General features: G+C 54.9%; 16 protein-coding genes, 2 tRNA genes and 3 pseudogenes. 8 read left to right on the top strand and 13 right to left on the bottom strand.

Annotation, left to right across the window (positions count from 1 at the left end; all coding sequences use genetic code 11):
- The 7 genes and pseudogenes from JCM13995_RS09485 to JCM13995_RS09460 form a co-directional block, all read right to left on the bottom strand.
- A partial coding sequence (locus JCM13995_RS09485; protein WP_156314421.1) for a serine hydrolase domain-containing protein occupies positions 1-601 on the bottom strand: 601 nt, incomplete at its 3' end.
- A gap of 70 nt (positions 602-671) precedes the next feature.
- Positions 672-1,526 (bottom strand): VOC family protein, encoded by an 855-nt coding sequence (locus tag JCM13995_RS09480; protein ID WP_054665012.1) that lies wholly within the window; start codon positions 1,524-1,526, stop codon positions 672-674.
- Positions 1,527-1,655: 129 nt separating this feature from the next.
- Positions 1,656-3,539, bottom strand: coding sequence for an ABC transporter ATP-binding protein (locus JCM13995_RS09475; protein WP_054665009.1), 1,884 nt, complete (start codon positions 3,537-3,539; stop codon positions 1,656-1,658).
- Positions 3,539-5,268: pseudogene (locus JCM13995_RS09470) on the bottom strand (ABC transporter ATP-binding protein). Before JCM13995_RS09470 ends, JCM13995_RS09475 begins: the two are co-directional and overlap by 1 nt.
- The gene (locus tag JCM13995_RS16165; protein WP_225350833.1) at positions 5,261-5,587 is read right to left on the bottom strand and encodes a hypothetical protein; all 327 of its coding nucleotides are present in this window, start codon (positions 5,585-5,587) and stop codon (positions 5,261-5,263) included. Before JCM13995_RS16165 ends, JCM13995_RS09470 begins: the two are co-directional and overlap by 8 nt.
- Before the next feature lie 117 nt (positions 5,588-5,704).
- Positions 5,705-5,920, bottom strand: a complete 216-nt coding sequence (locus JCM13995_RS16160; RefSeq protein ID WP_225350832.1) for a TetR/AcrR family transcriptional regulator — start codon at positions 5,918-5,920, stop codon at positions 5,705-5,707.
- A gap of 160 nt (positions 5,921-6,080) precedes the next feature.
- On the bottom strand, positions 6,081-6,782 hold the full coding sequence (locus JCM13995_RS09460; RefSeq protein WP_054665006.1) for a histidine phosphatase family protein: 702 nt from the start codon (positions 6,780-6,782) through the stop codon (positions 6,081-6,083).
- An 89-nt stretch (positions 6,783-6,871) separates the two neighbouring features.
- Here JCM13995_RS09460 and JCM13995_RS09455 point away from each other — a divergent pair, with 89 nt between their 5' ends.
- A complete protein-coding gene (locus tag JCM13995_RS09455) occupies positions 6,872-7,192 on the top strand; it encodes a hypothetical protein (RefSeq protein WP_054665003.1) in 321 nt (106 codons plus the stop codon).
- Positions 7,193-7,233: 41 nt separating this feature from the next.
- Here JCM13995_RS09455 and JCM13995_RS09450 read toward each other — a convergent pair whose 3' ends face one another.
- Positions 7,234-7,596 (bottom strand): hypothetical protein, encoded by a 363-nt coding sequence (locus JCM13995_RS09450; RefSeq protein ID WP_054665000.1) that lies wholly within the window; start codon positions 7,594-7,596, stop codon positions 7,234-7,236.
- Between the two features lie 94 nt (positions 7,597-7,690).
- Between JCM13995_RS09450 and JCM13995_RS14560 the strand changes: the two genes are divergently transcribed.
- Positions 7,691-7,831, top strand: coding sequence for an ASCH domain-containing protein (locus tag JCM13995_RS14560; RefSeq protein WP_156314419.1), 141 nt, complete (start codon positions 7,691-7,693; stop codon positions 7,829-7,831).
- Here the strand turns inward: JCM13995_RS14560 and JCM13995_RS09445 are convergent.
- Positions 7,821-8,892 (bottom strand): annotated as a pseudogene (locus tag JCM13995_RS09445) (FAD:protein FMN transferase). The gene JCM13995_RS14560 and the pseudogene JCM13995_RS09445 sit on opposite strands and share 11 nt — an antisense overlap.
- Before the next feature lie 95 nt (positions 8,893-8,987).
- A tRNA-Gln gene (locus JCM13995_RS09440) sits at positions 8,988-9,058 on the bottom strand.
- 177 nt (positions 9,059-9,235) lie between these two features.
- Between JCM13995_RS09440 and JCM13995_RS09435 the strand changes: the two genes are divergently transcribed.
- The 5 genes from JCM13995_RS09435 to JCM13995_RS09415 all read left to right on the top strand — a co-directional run bounded on the left by JCM13995_RS09435 (position 9,236) and on the right by JCM13995_RS09415 (position 12,879).
- The gene (locus tag JCM13995_RS09435; RefSeq protein ID WP_054664997.1) at positions 9,236-10,669 is read left to right on the top strand and encodes a C69 family dipeptidase; all 1,434 of its coding nucleotides are present in this window, start codon (positions 9,236-9,238) and stop codon (positions 10,667-10,669) included.
- Positions 10,670-10,753: 84 nt separating this feature from the next.
- Positions 10,754-11,245 (top strand): AAA family ATPase, encoded by a 492-nt coding sequence (locus JCM13995_RS09430; protein WP_054664994.1) that lies wholly within the window; start codon positions 10,754-10,756, stop codon positions 11,243-11,245.
- Positions 11,238-11,888 (top strand): TMEM175 family protein, encoded by a 651-nt coding sequence (locus JCM13995_RS09425; protein ID WP_054664991.1) that lies wholly within the window; start codon positions 11,238-11,240, stop codon positions 11,886-11,888. Before JCM13995_RS09430 ends, JCM13995_RS09425 begins: the two co-directional genes overlap by 8 nt.
- Positions 11,889-11,934: 46 nt before the next feature.
- Positions 11,935-12,465, top strand: a complete 531-nt coding sequence (locus JCM13995_RS09420; RefSeq protein WP_054664988.1) for a hypothetical protein — start codon at positions 11,935-11,937, stop codon at positions 12,463-12,465.
- A gap of 165 nt (positions 12,466-12,630) precedes the next feature.
- The gene (locus JCM13995_RS09415) at positions 12,631-12,879 is read left to right on the top strand and encodes a hypothetical protein (RefSeq protein WP_054664987.1); all 249 of its coding nucleotides are present in this window, start codon (positions 12,631-12,633) and stop codon (positions 12,877-12,879) included.
- 91 nt (positions 12,880-12,970) lie between these two features.
- Here the strand turns inward: JCM13995_RS09415 and JCM13995_RS09410 are convergent.
- Positions 12,971-13,042: transfer RNA gene (locus JCM13995_RS09410), tRNA-Glu, on the bottom strand.
- A gap of 118 nt (positions 13,043-13,160) precedes the next feature.
- On the opposite strand from JCM13995_RS09410, the gene JCM13995_RS09405 reads away from it, so the two are divergent.
- On the top strand, positions 13,161-13,493 hold the full coding sequence (locus JCM13995_RS09405; protein WP_054664983.1) for a DsrE family protein: 333 nt from the start codon (positions 13,161-13,163) through the stop codon (positions 13,491-13,493).
- Between the two features lie 91 nt (positions 13,494-13,584).
- Here JCM13995_RS09405 and JCM13995_RS17100 read toward each other — a convergent pair whose 3' ends face one another.
- A complete protein-coding gene (locus JCM13995_RS17100; protein WP_263849641.1) occupies positions 13,585-13,716 on the bottom strand; it encodes a hypothetical protein in 132 nt (43 codons plus the stop codon).
- A gap of 269 nt (positions 13,717-13,985) precedes the next feature.
- Positions 13,986-15,730 (bottom strand): annotated as a pseudogene (locus tag JCM13995_RS09400) (OPT/YSL family transporter).
- Positions 15,731-16,257: the final 527 nt, after the last annotated feature.

Raw genomic sequence — 16,257 nt, 5'->3', positions numbered from 1 at the left:
CCACGCCGCGACGCAGGCCCGCTGCGGCCGAGTAGGTCGTCGGCACACACCGCGAAGGGTCCGGGGCAAACGTTGCCGTCTGCAGCCCCAGCGGACTCAGGACGCGCTGCTGAATCAGCGCCTGAATCGGCCTGCCGTAAATATTTTCCAAGGCCCAACCCACCAGCAGCAGATTCACGTCGCGATACACGACTTTGTGATCACACTCCCCAGTCACTTTTAACTGCGTGATCAGTGCCTGGCGCAGCGCCTTGGGCGGCAGCTCGTCGCGATGCGGAATGTACCCCTCCAGGCCGGAGGTGTGCGTCAACGCCTGGCGAAACGTTGTGGCTGGTGAAACTCGCAGATACCCACTGATAGCATCGTCCACGCCCACGCGGCCATCATCAAGCGCCTGTAAAAATACCGTGGTGGTGCCGATCACTTTCGTCAGCGAAGCCAAGTCGTACAGCATCCCCGAGTGAAGCGGCGTTTTAGTCGGCTGCCACGTTGCCTCGCCGTACACGGTGAGTGCCGCGACCCCGTCATGAAGCCAGGCCGCGGAAACCCCAGGCGCCATTTTCTGATCTACAATCGTGCGTAATTCCTGCATCACGTCCATGTCTGTGCCTCCAATACGGTCTAGTATACCGCGGCACGCAAAAGGCCGACCAGTAACTGGTCGACCGTCGTCACGCAATGGAGAACCAAAGGGTCAAGTGATTGGGCCCGTCGATCATCAGGTAATCGTTGGCGGCATCGTAATCAAAATCAATCCAGCCTCGCGTTTGAAGATTGAGTTGAAGTAGATTCATCATGCTGTGGTTAGGAATGATCACACTGACATAGTGGGCGCCGATGACATCAGCGGGCCTAGGCCCCAGCTGTCTTTTGACCACCTCAATGCCGAAGTGCATGGTATTATCGCCAACTGTCAAATACCCCCAGTTAGGCGTTTTCTGCTGCAGAATGAACCCCAGGGTGTTTTGAACATGATCAATCGTTGCCATCAGCGCCGGCGTTTCAACCACGAGCCTGCCGATAAACGAGGGCGGGGGCAACAGTGGCGCCCGTCTCGGCGCTTTTGGCAGGTGCGGCGTCGGCAGTGGTTTGCCCGCCGCATCTGTGAAATTGTACCCGTGGCCCACGACCAGGCGCGGCCCCTCATCATACTCCAGGATCACTTCATTGCCTTCCGGGTCGTTCACCCGGACGCCGCGGCTGAACCCGGTTTTAAACCACGGGCTGACCGCGACCCCCTGCGCGTGAAGCCAGGCCACCTGCTTCAGCACCACAGGCAGCGTCGGCACGGAAAGCGCAAATGCGCTCAGCCCTGCCGTTGGGGTTTTGGAAATGTTCCCCCCGCCCTCAAGCAGCAGCAACACTCGGTGGTTTGCCTGGAGGCCCAGCAGGACCTGATGTCGACTGTCTTGCAGGACCTCCAGACCCAACATCTGCACGTACCAAGCACGCATCACGGTTAAATCGTGAACGCGCAATGCGACAAAACCAATTCGCGACGATGGATTAAGCATCATCTGCGTCATTTTGCTCACCTCCTGCCGATTTGGTTTACAGCATAATCGAGTTTGCAGGAAAGCGCACGGATTTTGACTCGCAGCAAAAAAACTCCCACCAAGCGACCAAACCGCCTGGTGGGAGTTATTCGTACCTCATTAAATCGTCGTACTGCCGCTGAACTGACTATTGTACAGATCGGCGTAGAAGCCGTTCTTGGCCATCAGCGTATCGTGATCACCAGTTTCAACAATCGAACCGTGGTTCATGACGATAATGTTGTCGGCATCGCGAATCGTGGACAGCCGGTGGGCGACCACGAAACTCGTGCGGCCCTTCAGCAGGCGACTCATCGCGTGCTGAATGTGCACTTCAGTCCGGGTATCAACGGAACTCGTCGCCTCATCGAGGATCAGGATCTCGGGATCCGCCACAAAGGCACGGGCAATCGTCAGCAGCTGGCGTTGGCCTTGCGAAATGTTAGAAGCGGATTCGTTTAAGACCGTATTGTAACCCTTCGGCAGCTGGCGGACGAAACTGTCCACGTGCGCCGCCTTGGCCGCGTTCAGAATCTCCTCATCGGTCGCGTCTTCTCGCCCGTACTTCAGGTTATCCCAAATCGTGCCGGTAAACAGCCACGTGTCCTGCAGGACCATCGCGTAGTGCTTGCGCACATCCTCGCGCGTCATGTCGCGAATATCGGTGCCCCACATCCGGATGGAGCCGCCGCTGACGTCGTAGAAGCGCTCCAGCATGTTGATAACCGTCGTCTTGCCGGCCCCAGTCGGCCCAACAATCGCGATCATCTGGCCCGGCTCAACGGTCAAGTTGTAATCCTTCATCAGAATTGGGCTGTTTTGGTAGCCAAACTTGACGTGATCCATGACTAGCGGGTGCTTGTCGCCTTCGATTGGCGTCACACCAGATTCGATGTCTTCCATCTCCGGTTCGTCGATGACCTCAAAGACACGTTCAGCCGAAGCGATGGTGTTTTGAATGGTGTTGGCCAAGTTCGCCAGTTGTGAAATTGGCTGAGAGAACTGCTGGGTGTACTGCAGGAAGGCCTGCACATTCCCCAGGGTGACTGTCCCATTGGAGACCGAGATGCCCCCAAAAATCGCCACGAACACGTACCCGAGGTTATTCAGGAACGTCATGAGCGGCATGATGATGCCGGAAACAAACTGCGCCTTCCAGGCCGAATCATAAAACGCCTGATTCTCGACTTCGAAGGTCTTCATCGCGTCTTCCTCGCGGTTAAACGACTTCACAATCACCTGACCGGCGTAATTTTCCTCGACATAGTTGTTCAGCAGGCCAAGCGCCTTCTGCTGACCGGCAAAATACTTCTGCGAGCGCGGCGCAACAATGCCCACGATGACAAGACTCAACGGAATCGTAATCAGCGCGATTAAGGTCAGCTTCCAAGAAATCGTCAGCATCATCCACAAAGTCCCAATGAAGGTAAACGCACTAGTGACCAACTGGGTCAGACTCTGCTGCAGGGTCGAAGCAATGTTATCCATGTCGTTGATGGCACGGGACATAATATCGCCGTTGCTGTGGGTGTCGTAATAGTTGATCGGCAGCCGCTGCATTTTGGCCTTGAGCTCCTTGCGCAGGTCGTAAACCGTGCGCTGAGAAATGCGGGTCATGATGAACTGCTGCATGAAGGAGAACAGCGCCGACGCCAGGTACATGAAGATCACAACGATCATAATCTCCTTGATCTTGTCAAAATTAATGGGGAACTGCTTCATCGGGATGCCGGCCTTTTGCTGGGCGACCCCCTTCATGTAGCCCTTAAAGATTTCAGTCGTCGCTTCCCCCAAAATCTTTGGGGTCCGGATCTGAAAAATCGTGGACGCAATGGCAAAGAGCATAACGATCACAATGCCGACCAAGCGAGATTTCATATAGCCAAACAGGCGGAAGGTGGTGCCCCAGAAGTTCTTAGGCTTTTCGACCACGCCGCCGCGGGCCCCTGGTCCGTGACCGCCGCCTGCTGGCCTGGTTGAAGTCGTGCGATTCGTTTCAGCCATTATTTCTCATCCCCTTCGCGAATTTGTGAGTTAACAATTTCCCGGTAAGTCTCATTGTTGGCCTTCAGCTCGGCGTGCTTGCCGCGGCCGACCATCTTGCCGTTGTCCAGCACGACGATCGTGTCGGCATCGGCAACCGTCGACACTCGCTGACCGACAATGACCACAACGCGCTGAGAAATCTTTTCGTCGTCCTTGAGAGCCTGCCGCAGCTCGGCGTCGGTCTTAAAGTCCAGCGCGGAAAACGAATCATCGAACACATAGACGGCGGCGTCTTTGATCAGCGCCCGTGCAATGGCCAGGCGCTGCTTTTGGCCACCGGAGAAGTTATCCCCGCCTTGTTCAACTTGGTAGTCCAACCCTTCCGGATTGGCCGCGATGAAGTCTTTGGCCTGGGCCACTTCCAAGGCGTGCCAGATTTCGTCATCTGTCGCGTCATCGTTGCCATACTGCATGTTGGAACGAACCGTCCCAGAGAAGAGGTTGGCCTTCTGCGGCACAAATGCAATCTTGCGGTGCAGTTCGTCCAGGTCCACGTCCTTGACGTTCATCCCGTTCACTTTGACCGCCCCTTCTTCCACGTCATAGAACCGCGGGATCAGGTTAACCAAAGTACTTTTACCAGAACCAGTGCCGCCAATAATGGCTAGCGTCTGGCCGGCCTTCATGTCAAAATCAACGCCTTGCAAAGCCGGATCCTCGGCCCCGTGATAACGGAACTGCACGTGGTCAAACTGAAGCTCAGGCGTGGTATCGGCGAATGGTGTCGGATTTGCCGGCGACTTGACCGTCGTCGTTTGGTCCAGCACTTCATTGATTCGGACCGCCGAGGCCTGCGCCCGAGGAATGAAGACGAAGATCATCGACAGCATCATGAAGCTCATCAGAATCTGCATCGCGTAAGTAATGAACGCAATCAGGTTCCCAGTTTGCATCGCTTGGGCCGCGATCAGGTGACCGCCCCACCAGTCGATGGCTATGTTGGTCCCAGACATGATCAGCGTCATGACCGGCATCATCATTGCATGATGGAAAAGACCTTTACGGCGTTGTTGGTGTAATCCTGGTTGACGCCTTCAAACCGGTCCTGCTCAAACTTGTCCTGCCGAAACGCCCGGATGACCCGGACCCCGGTCAGGCCTTCGCGAAAGACCAAGTTGATGTTATCAGTTTTTTGCTGCATGCCGCGGAACAGTGGCACAGCAAACTTCATCACAATCCCGATGAAAATCGCCATGATGGGCAGCACCACCAGAAAAATCAGCGTCAGCGTGTGGTTCTTCTGGTATGCCAGGAAGCTGGCCCCAATCAGCATGATCGGCGCCATGATCATCATGCGCAGGATCATGACCCAGACGTTTTGAATCTGCGTCACGTCGTTGGTGGTCCGCGTGATCAAACTACTGGTCCCAATTTGGTCCATCTCATCATGCGAGTAAGTGATGACCTTGCGATAAACGTCAGAGCGAATGCGCTGCCCCAATTTCTGGGAGACCCGCGCCGCCAAGAAGACGTTGCAGATGGCCGCTAAGGCGCTGATGACCGCAAACGCGATCATCTTGAAACCTTCCTGCCAAATGTAGTTAATATTGCCGGTCGCGACCCCGTTGTTGACGATGTCAGCGGTCAAATCAGGCAAATAAAGGCTGGTGATGACCTGAATGATCATGAACAGCACCGCCCCAGTAATCTGCGCAATCGAGACGCGGCCTTTCGCTAATTTAATCATGTACTTCCTCCTCTGATATCACGACGCCGTACTGCAACCAGTTCAGCATCTTAGCCATGCGGGCTTTCAAGGCTGTTGTGGTCACGTTCTCGCCATTCCTGCGCCGAGTGTAATAATAGCCGATCGACTGCATGAAGATCCACATCACTTGGCGAAACAGCATCGCGACGTCTTCATCTGACTTCACGCGCAGCTTGCTGCGGTCGATGTGCTCAAGTGTATAGTCAAGAAACACCTTTTTCGGGTGTGGGTCTGGCGCCTTTTTTTGGCATTGAGCTGAAGTGTGCCGCGTTGTGAAAATCCATGAACAAAAAAACATTTTCATAGAATTCTCGGTGTGGCCCCTTCAGCAGTTTTCGACTGACGTGTCGAAAAATCCGCCATCATCCCAAACAGGTCCCCGTCATGCCGAGTCATGGCCTGCATGTAAAGTTCCTCAGTCGAAGACCGAGTGCGATCCAGCAAGTAAAAAAAAGATGTCGCTTTTATCTTCAAAATACTGGTAGAAGCTACCGCGCGGAATGCCGGCTTCCTTGATGATATTCGAGATGCTTGCATCCTGGAATGACGCACGCGAGAACTCATCATAGGCCGCCTTGATCAGCCGTTTGCGTTTTGTTTCCGCCAGGCGGAAAAAGGTTGGTTTTGGCATACGGGCTCCTTTCTAAAAAAATGACATAATGTCATGTGACAACTTGTCATTATACGCGCTTATGTTCGAAAAACAACAATATTTCGATTTGTTTTCAGAAAATTCTTCAAAAAAAACACCCTGCGGTCGCGTGATCGCCAACCACAGAGCCAGCATTGCTTTATTCCTGTTCGGGCGTCGACTGCGGCGCTCCCGCCAGGGCGAGGATTTCTCTGGGCGCCGTCAAGTTGACCCCGCGCACCACCCACTGGTCGCCGGTCACGTCAACGCGGGTGACGCTCGTGTTCTTGAGTAGCGTGACTGGCAGCTGGTCTGGGGCCAACTGGTAGATCAACGCACTTAAACTGACCCCATGCGCCACGACCAGAACATTGGCCTCGGGCTGATTGGCGTCAACAATCTCGTCAAAAGTCTGCCGCACCCGCGTGATCAGCTCGTCCAAGGTCTCCGCCTGGCCGGTGTCATCCATGGCGTGAAAATTGCGGACCAGGGTCCGAAACTGCGGCGCATCCAGCCACATCTTGGCAAACGCCCGCACGCCGTAGCGCTGCGTCGTCTTGCGCATCAATTTCATGTTACTCATGCCCTCGTTGCCGCCAAAGTAATATTCGCGCAGGCCCGCCTTTTCCTCGAGTGCCGGGGCGTCCGCGTGCTCGGCCAAAATTGCCTTTGCTGTGGCAACCGCGCGGCGGCGATCGGAACTATACGCCGCGTCGAAATGAATCGGCTTCAGCAAAGTGCCAAGCTGGACGGCGGCTTCCTGACCTTTGGCCGTCAGCGCGGCATCGGTCACACCCTGAAGCTTCTGCGCCCGGTTCATCTCGGTTTCACCGTGTCTTACCAGGTATAAATGGACTGTCATCTGAAGGCCCCCGTTCTATACTTTCCAATAGTTCCATGGTATCATATTCCGCAGTTATTCTACTCGGACTGAAGACGGAGGTGACTGATTTGGACCTGGCAACACAAGTACTCACATACATCAAAACGCATCCGCAGCAAACCACGATTATTCGCCGCGGCTACCAGAACACGATCAGCTTTCGCCTTAAAGACACGCTGATTTTTCCCGGCCTGCACGAATGGTTCCCAGAGAATCGGCTAAACGCGTTTCCGCTGTCTGACGAATTTATTCCCCATCACCGGCGGCTGGTTCACTGGTTAGCCAAGCAAGTTGACCCCGACGAGCCGCCTGAGCCCAAAGCGCTTTGGTTAACGCTCAGCCATGTGACGACCGCGAAATTTCTGTACGTCGAGGTGTCCTTTGAATAAACAGATCGCGGATCTGCGCACCCGGGCCGTCCAAGCGGGCATCATGGCAGCTTTGCTTTGGGGCATGCGCATCCTCTTCGACTGGCCTTGGCTCCTCTTCGTAGTGCTGGCCGCAATCGTCTATGGTCTAATTTGTTTAGGCTATGCGATTTTTCTGTGGACCATTCGAAAAAAAATAAGATTCCGACCGCCGCGGCCGGGATCTTATTTTTTTGACGCTTATTCTTGCGGCCCAAGAAGACGTAATCGGCAAGCGAAATGAGCAGCGCCACAACGATCAGGATCTTCGTCCAAGTGGGCCCCAGCGAGGCCCGCATGAGCCAAACAAAAATCAACAGCAGTAAGGCAATGATTTGGTCAATGAACTGCTGCACATAATGGTTTGAGTCTTGTTGATGGGACATGGCCAGCCTCCTCATTTTTCCTCAGTATTTTAGCACGTCTAGGCGCTGCTTGTCTGCCCCGTAAGGGATACTGTCACCAAATGGAGGCGAGTCCATGGAAATGGCCATCACGCACGACCAATTTCAGCTGATCGAAAACAGAACGAAAACGATTGAAGTCCGCCTAAACGATGCCAAAAGACGCCAACTGCGCCCCGGGCAGGGGTTGGCAGAGCGGCTGCACTTTAGGCCTTGAAGTTTCCTGGGCGATAGTTGGTCCCTTTGACGAGTTTGAAGTCAGACTTGAGGCCGTTCGTGATATACACCCGATTATTATTGGTCACAAAAATGGCTTCAATGTCCTGGCCCCGCTTTTTGTTCATGTACGCAAGCCCACCGCGCAACCCTTTGTCGAAAGCGGCATTGGACAGCGCATCGCCGTCGACGCTTTGCTTAGACACAATCGTGACTGAGGCCAGGTTGTTGTCGTAAGGATAACCCGTTTTGGCATCAAACAAGTAGATGTACTTGTGCCCGTGAGACATGAGGTACTGTTCGTACGTCCCGGCGGTCACGACCGACATGTTGGCGGCATGGATCGTGCCCAGGGCCGTGCCGCGGCTAGCCTTCGGATCCTGGATGCCAATCGTCCATTTGCGGCCGGCAGCTTTTGGCGAATGGCCCATGACCACCACGTTGCCGCCAAGGTCGATGATGGCCGTGGTGACGCCGTCTTTTTTTTAAGCGTCTGCCGGACCTGATCAGCGACCCAGCCCTTGGCGATGCCGCCAAAGTCCAGCCGCATCCCTTTTTTGGTCAGGTACACCGTGCACGTTTTGGCGTTGAGCTGCACGTCGCGCCAGTTGACCAGCGGCAAGGCTGCCGTGATTTCCGCGGGTTTGGGCACCCGGCCCCGGGCAAGCCGATTTTCCACAGGTTGGTCACGGCGCCGATCGCCATATCGAAGCTGCCGTTCGAGTTTTTAGAAAAATACTGCGCTTTTTTCAGCAGCGGCCAAAAGTCTTTCGGCACGCGGACCGGCCTGATGCCGGCGTTGGCATTGATCTTGTCCAGCACTGACCCGCTGCGAGTCAAGGTGGCCTCGCTGTCAATGTGGCGAATCGTCCTCAGCCCATCTTTGACGGCCTTTTTTTTGCCGCTGTCGTAAACGGTGACCTTGCAGATTGTCCCCAGCGAAAACTCGCTATCGGTGTACGGATCGTTCGGCCGCAGCTTGGGCGTCACCTGCTTCTGGCCGCAACCGGCCAACGCGAGTAACACCAACCCGGCAGCCAGCAGCCGCCAAAAACGTTTTATTTTGACCATAACGATCCCTTCTCAATTAAAATAGTCCAAATTCCAGTATACCCGTGCCGCAATAAAAAAAGCCGGACATCATTGTCCGGCAAGGATTGGGTAGATAGGGATCGAACCTATGATTATGGATTCAGAGTCCATTGCGTTACCACTTCGCTACTACCCAATAACTTAACAACGAGTAATATCTTACGAAAAATGGCCGGCCCTGTCAATTGATTCTGGAAAAAAGTTTTCCGCCGCTAAACTTTCTTGCTTCCTGGCCGCCCCAGCCTGCCACTACTGCAAACCGAAAACGAATGGCGTACACTAGGTGTACAGTCATTAGAAATGAGGGGTAAGAATGAAAATTGAATCTGCTTGCACGTCCATTCTGGTGGGGAAAAATGCCAGTATCGACGGCAGCACCATGATCTCGCGCAACGACGACACGTTCCACGTCCTCGCACCGCACCGGTTTTACATGCATCCAGCCTGGCACGGGGAGAAGGGCCTGCACGTGAAATCCCCGCTCAACGGCTTTGAGGCCGATCTGCCGGAAAACGGCTACCGCTACAACGCGGTGCCCAACGTTGACACCGAGCACGAAGGCGACTACGAAGAATCCGGGATCAACGAGAAAAACGTGGCCATGTCCGCGACCGAATCGACTTACGGCAACGAACGGGCCCTGGCTTTTGATCCGCTGGTCAAAGACGGCCTGGACGAAGATCTCATCGTCAACATGACCCTGCCGTTCGTTGAAAGCGCCCGCCACGCCGTTGAGTATCTGGGCCAGCTGATCAAACAGTACGGCTCGCCGGCCGGCAATTCCGTGCTTTTCTCTGACAAAGACAACGTTTGGTACATGGAAATCGTCACCGGTCACCACTGGGTCGCCCAGCGCATCCCTGATGACGCCTACGCCGTCGCCGCCAACGAGGTCGCCATTCAACAGGTCGACTTCACCGACGCGGATAACTTCATCTGGAGTGACGGCATCCAGGACTTCGTGGCTCAGCATCACTTGAATCCCGACAAAAAGGGCTGGAACTTCCGGCACATCTTTGGCACGTTCAATGAAAAGGACCGCCATTACAACACCCCGCGCGTCTGGTACGCCCACCACGTGCTCAACCCAGAGGCGGAAGAACAGCCGGAATCCGGCGAGCTGCCCTTTATCATGCGCACCGACCACAAGATCACCCGCGAGGACATCGCCCAGATCCTGGGTTCGCATTACAATGAGACGCCGTACGATCCGTTTGCCAAGGACTCGACCGATGCCGACCGGCTGCGCTACCGCCCAATCGGCCTGAACCGCACGCAGAACTCGCACATCCTGCAACTGCGCAACGACGTCGACTTCGGCCACGCCGCGATCATGTGGCTGAACATCGGCATCCCGACGTTCAGTCCTAATGTGCCGTTTTACTGCAACGCGGATGACACCGACCCATCCTACTCCCAAACCCCGATGACGCTGGACGTGGATCAAGACTCCGCCTACTGGTTGCACCGGAGCTTGGGCATGCTGGTGGAAAGCCACTACAGCAAGTTCATCCAGCAAAACCGCGATTACCTGACTGAGCAGTACCGGCTTTTCCGCGTTCACATTGCGGAAACCGACGCGGCAACGAAAGACATGAGCGGCCAGGAGCTGACCGACGCGTTGACGCAGGCCAACTACAAGCTGGTGGCTGCAGTGAAGGCGGAAGCCAAAAAGCAAATCGCCAGCATGCTGATGCAAGGCATGCAACTTTCCAAGCTGACTTTTAATATGGACAAGAACCTATAAGTTTTCGCCCTTGGCACTCACCAATCACTGGTGAGTGTTTTTTTTCGCAAAAAGCGGCATACTAAACGCAAAGGAGGTGGCCCCATGGTCGCAACACTGATTATTCTCCGCGGTAATTCTGCCAGTGGCAAAACGACGTTAGCAGCCCAACTGGAAGCCAGACTGCCTGCGGGTCAAACCCTCGTCCTTCATCAGGACACGCTGCGCCGCGAGCTGCTGCACGCAAGCGACCATCAAGGCACCCTGGCCGGCCCCCTGATCGAGACCCTGGCCGAATTTGGCCGCGCCCATTATCGCTATACCATCATTGAAGGCATCCTGCGCAAAGACGTGTACGGGGAGATGCTGATGCGCGTAAAGGCGTCATTTGCCCCTCACGCTTGGTCTTATTACCTCGCTCTTCCCTTTGAGGAAACCTTGGCCCGTGACGCGACCAAACCACAGCCATTCGGTGAGGAGACGCTGCGCCGCTGGTGGCGGGACCAAGATCAGCTGAGCGAAGACCATATTCTAGACGCCCGCTCGATTGCGCGCCTGGCGGATCAGATTACTCAAGAGGTGATCGAGGATGAGTAAATCACGAGTGAATGCATTGAGCGATGGCGTCTTCGCCATCCTGCTCACGATTCTGATTTTGGAATTCCAACCGGAAACAATCAAACCTGGATCACTGAACCAAGTCGTCCTTCACCAAACGCCACTGTTTCTGATGTACATTCTCTCGTACTTTTACGTGGGGACGAGCTGGCTGTTTCACCATGACTATTTTCAGTATGTCAAGCGCACTAACCGCACCCTGAACGTCCTTAACCTGCTCGTGCTCTTTGCGGTCACCCTGGTGAACTACGCCATGGTGCTGCTGATTGAGGCCCTTTCAGACGGTAACACCAGCGATATCCGGCTGGCGTTCATTGTTTACGACCTGGTCGCCCTGCTGATTTCCTTCTCATTTCTACTGCTGTACCGCTACCTGGAGCATCATCCGGAACTGCAAACGGTCGAACGCAGCGGCATCACCAGCCATTACGAGCGGATTCGGCTCGATCCGGCCCGCAGTGTCAGCATTTACCTGTTGTCGATGATCGCCACCAGCTTTTCCAACCTCATTGCCGGGATTTTATTGGTCGCCGGTGTGGTCTTCCATTTCATCGCCTACTTGCGTTTTTCGCGCGTTGTTCACATTGCGACCAACGAAAAGACAGACAATCTTACCAAATAAGCTGCCCTGAACGTTCTATAATAGAGCCTATATAAGGAGTGATGACATGCGAGAAGCAAGACGACGCAGCCAAAAGAAGACGAAGAAGGCGCGCAAACGCCGGTGGCCCCGCGTGATTGCGATTCTGTTGGGGCTCATCGTGGTATTAGGCGTCCTAGTGGTGGTGTTCTTCACCCCGCTCAACAACACTTACCGCAACGTGACCGGCAATGACACCCCGGCAGACAGCGCGGTGAAATCCCAACTGGTCAAGCAGATCGAAACCCATAAAACCGGCGATCCAACGACGGATGCCGCGTTAGATAAAGCCGCAAGCACCTTGGACAACACCAAAATGAGCACAATCGTCCAAGCAGCCGGCAACCAGGATAAATTTGCCAGCCTGGTGCAAGCAACCACCGGCGTCCCGGCAGCGCAGGCCAATACAGCAGCCGCCGCAGTATTTTCCAGTAGCGAGCTAGCGCCATTGCGTGAGGCGGTCGCTCAGGGCAATTACGTCAAAGCCTATCAAGAGTATCAAGCGCTGAGCGCGACCGCGAAGGCGCAGGCGTCCAGCTTATTAAGTACCGTTAAATAAGGTCACGGCAGCCAGTTCGCTGCCGTTTTTGAAATGGGGGATTTGGCTGATGGCAAGCTTTCATAGCGCTGACGGGCGAAGGTTTCGAGAGCCCAAGTTAAACCAGCTGATGGCGCAATACGGCGGGCAGCTCGAATTCAGCGCAAGCAGGGTAAGTACCTCACCTTGTTGATCATCGCGACTGTGGCATTGATTGTGATGCACATCTTCTACGCCTCGCTGGAGGTCCTGCCGGTGATGTTCATGTTTGTATTTGCCGGCCTGTACCTCCTGCGCGATGAGTACATTGTTGAGCCCGGAGGCGAAACCATGACGCTGTCCTTCTTCGACGTCGACATTATTACCGGCAAGCATGGCCAACGGCCCATCGTGTTTGTGCCCGATGATCCAAAAGCGCCAACGCAGGCGGAATAATCGGCCACCGCACCAGTGACGTCTCGCCTGGCGCTTCAGCCCACGAAAAAGCCGCTAAACGCTGAGCTAACAGCGTTTAGCGGCCTTCTTATCACCCGTACGGGATTCGAACCCGTGTTTCCTGGCTGAGAACCAGGCGTCTTAACCCCTTGACTAACGGGCAATGTCTTTAAAGCACGTTTATAAGTTTACAGGATTCAGCGGATATGTCAACCTTTAACCTGACAAATTCCCCTTATTCGAGTCATGTGTGCTACATTCAACGCAGGGAGATGAAACTAATGAACACGATTTTTCACATTGATGAGTCCGCTAAATGGCCCACCGTCCTGAGCAATATTGCCAACTATCAGGCGGCGGCCAACGCCGCTGGCCTCTCCGGCAAAATTGAGCTGCTGATCAATGGCGCCCCAGTGGTTGATGCCAAAACCACCAGTCAGATCGATCTGCAGCCGCTGGTTGCGGCAGGCGTCACCGTCGCGGTCTGCCGCAACGCCATGGTCAGCCACCAGGTCAACGAGAACGCCTTACAGCCGGGTTTGACCGTCGTACCCGCGGGCGTTTTTGAGCTGGCGAAGCGGCAGCATGAAGGCTACGCGTACATCAAACCTTGAGTGTGTCCGTGCGGTCCGCCGCGCAGACGGCGCATCAAAAAAAACGCCGCTGCACCAATTGCAGCGACGCTCTTCCACGCCAAACTATGGGTTATTTTTTCTTAGCAACCATCATGTTAGGGGTGTTTTGGTGACGGCAGGTCCGCCCTGCTCGATCAAACATCGCGTAGACCCACAACCCGTTGAACGAGAGTGCGGCTGCACCGACTAATACTGTGACCATCTGCGTCATCCTCCTTTTATTTCAAAATTCGGATTCCTCGCGGGCCGATAACATCGCCGTTCAAGCAGCCAAGTCGTGCCGGCCCTTAAACGCTCCGTGAAGATTCTGTTCCTTTGCTTTGTATGTTGCTCATTATACACAACCTTTACATTGATGCAAATTCACGGCGCATTTGTAACTATTTTGTTACATTCCCAAGACCTCTGGTTAAGCCCCATGTAACAGGGATTATCCGCCTAGGCCCAGCTTGTCAGGACGGCCGTCACCCATTATTTATTGGCTTTTGCCGTTACAGAAGATTTACGAAGGAAGAAAAGCATCGCCAAGACCAGAATGGTTAACAGTGCCACTGCCGCGCCGTTGCCGGCCAGCAGCCCACTTGGCGTGCCTGGCGTCAGTACGCCACTGATCGACAGAAGAATCCCCGTGAGCCCTATAATCGAGCCCCCTGCGATCAACCCGGAGGAAAGCGAGACGCCGTGCTGAACGCGTTCTTGATTTGCCGGTTTACCTTTACCTTCAACGATCATGCGGACGATTGCGCCCACCAGGATGATCGCGGTCGTGGCCATTGGCAAGTAAAAGCCGATTGCGACGGTCATGATTGGCAGTTTCAGGAAGTGCATGACTAAGCCCATCGCAACCCCGATAAAGATGATCGTAAACGGCAGCTGCCCGGTGATGATGCCCGAGGTCAAAGCGGCGATCAGGTTCGCCTGAGGCAGGCCAAATGCGGCATCAGCGCTGGTGTCAGCCAGCTGTGGCGCCAAGACCACGATCACACCAACCACTGTGATCACACCGATCACAGCCGCCAGCAGAAACCGCCGCTGCATCTTTGGCCGGGCCGCCCCAACGAGTTCGGTCGCTTTTTGCGTCTGTGAATACCCACCGCCAATGCTGATCGCGGTCACCGCGAAGGTGGCCAAAAGCAGCAGCGAGCGCAGGTCGAAGTCTGATGTCCAGCCCATCGCGACGAACAAAACGGTGAGCAGCACAAGCGACGCAATCGTCATGCCAGAAACCGGCAGATTCGACGTGCCGATGGTTCCGGTCAAATTGGCCGCCACCACCACGAAGACGAAGGCCAAAATCATGGCCAGCCCCCCGCCAAGCAGCCCAATCATCAAACTGCCTGAGAAAATGCTGCTGAGAACAAAAACAGAGACAATCGCAAAACCCAACAGCATGATGCCAAACATCGACTTCTTTTCCTTGCCGCCAAATGCGACTTTCAGCGAGCGCCCGATCACCGGAATCAGTTTGACCGCCCCGATCAGGCCCCCGCAAAGCATCATGCCGGCGCCCAGGTAGCGATTGTAGCTGCCAGAGATGCCGTCAAAGCCCAGTGAATTCACCGCTGTGCCCGCGGCGTTCCAAACGTCATTACCGCCGCCTGCCATGTCGGTAAAGTAACCGATCAAAGGTGCGATGGCAAAATTCGCCAGTAGCGAGCCGGCAAACATCTGCAACGCAACCTGCATGCCGACGATAAAGCCGATTCCGGCCAGCAACGGGTTCACTTCCAGTTCAAATTTCCACTTAAAGTCCTTAGGCCCGTACATGACAAAATGGTTGTTGATCCAGCCAAACATCGAGCCGGTCGCCATGGTCAAAAGCCCACCGATACCGAACCCCGAGGCCATCATCTTCATGCCTTGGCCGCCTTCCGCGCTGGCCCGAATGGTTTCGGAAATCGCCATCGCTTCTGGATAAAGCAGCGTATCCTTACTGCCGACAATCAGGTGATTTTCGACAATGGAGGCCGTCCCGATTCCGAACAACACCCGAGTGTGCCGACCAGCACCGCCTCAAAAAAGTTGATTTGCGCCCCGATCAAAAGCACCGCGGGCAGTACGAAAATCATTCCGGAGGCGACGGTTTCGCCGCCACTGGCCATTCCCTGCATTTCGTTGGTGCCAGCAAAGCCTTCCCTTCGCGCAAAGGCTCGGACGACCGCCGAACCGATGATGGCCCCTGGGATCCCGGCCGCCACGGTGAGTCCTGCCTTCATCCCCGAGTACGCCGTCGACGCGGCAAACAGCAACGCGAGCAGGATTCCCACGCTGAGGACGATGGTTGACCCAACGCGGCTTTTGGGCTTAGCCGGCGCCTGCGTCTTGGGGACGCTGATTGGCTTTTCCATATTGGTTTCCCCTTATCTTAACCATAAATCGTTTACTATGTTTAACTTAAACTTAGCATGGTGGTTATCTTGATTGCACGGATAACGTCTGTTGCCGAACAAAAAAATCCGCAAAGAAAACAGCGAGCCAAAAGACGCTGCAAAATCATCTCGAGTCTCATCGCAGATTTTTAACGTTTTCCATTGGCTAATCGGGTAAACTGGATACAGATAAGGAGGCGCCAGTCATGAAACAAACGCACGTGTTACCATTAGGGATTCTAGCGACCGTAGCCGGCGGCCTGACGCTTGTGTCCGGGGCCTTGGCCCTGAGCGCCGGTATTTTGACGATCAAGCCGCCGTTTCTGCCAAGCACTAAAAACGCCGCGGCGTTTAATGGAGCTGAGCGACTGTCC

The sequence above is a fragment of the Lacticaseibacillus camelliae DSM 22697 = JCM 13995 genome, from assembly GCF_001311195.1.
GTDB classification, from domain to species: domain Bacteria; phylum Bacillota; class Bacilli; order Lactobacillales; family Lactobacillaceae; genus Lacticaseibacillus; species Lacticaseibacillus camelliae.
This window is presented reverse-complemented; position numbering and strand designations above follow the sequence as displayed.

Coding starts and splice junctions, on each gene's coding strand:
- JCM13995_RS09480 (WP_054665012.1), bottom strand. CDS start 1,526: ATGACGCAGATGATGCTTAATCCATCGTCGCGAATTGGTTTTGTCGCA.
- JCM13995_RS09475 (WP_054665009.1), bottom strand. CDS start 3,539: ATGGCTGAAACGAATCGCACGACTTCAACCAGGCCAGCAGGCGGCGGT.
- JCM13995_RS16165 (WP_225350833.1), bottom strand. CDS start 5,587: ATGTTTTTTTGTTCATGGATTTTCACAACGCGGCACACTTCAGCTCAA.
- JCM13995_RS16160 (WP_225350832.1), bottom strand. CDS start 5,920: ATGCCAAAACCAACCTTTTTCCGCCTGGCGGAAACAAAACGCAAACGG.
- JCM13995_RS09460 (WP_054665006.1), bottom strand. CDS start 6,782: ATGACAGTCCATTTATACCTGGTAAGACACGGTGAAACCGAGATGAAC.
- JCM13995_RS09450 (WP_054665000.1), bottom strand. CDS start 7,596: ATGTCCCATCAACAAGACTCAAACCATTATGTGCAGCAGTTCATTGAC.
- JCM13995_RS14560 (WP_156314419.1), top strand. CDS start 7,691: ATGGAAATGGCCATCACGCACGACCAATTTCAGCTGATCGAAAACAGA.
- JCM13995_RS09435 (WP_054664997.1), top strand. CDS start 9,236: ATGAAAATTGAATCTGCTTGCACGTCCATTCTGGTGGGGAAAAATGCC.
- JCM13995_RS09430 (WP_054664994.1), top strand. CDS start 10,754: ATGGTCGCAACACTGATTATTCTCCGCGGTAATTCTGCCAGTGGCAAA.
- JCM13995_RS09425 (WP_054664991.1), top strand. CDS start 11,238: ATGAGTAAATCACGAGTGAATGCATTGAGCGATGGCGTCTTCGCCATC.
- JCM13995_RS09420 (WP_054664988.1), top strand. CDS start 11,935: ATGCGAGAAGCAAGACGACGCAGCCAAAAGAAGACGAAGAAGGCGCGC.
- JCM13995_RS09405 (WP_054664983.1), top strand. CDS start 13,161: ATGAACACGATTTTTCACATTGATGAGTCCGCTAAATGGCCCACCGTC.
- JCM13995_RS17100 (WP_263849641.1), bottom strand. CDS start 13,716: ATGGTCACAGTATTAGTCGGTGCAGCCGCACTCTCGTTCAACGGGTTG.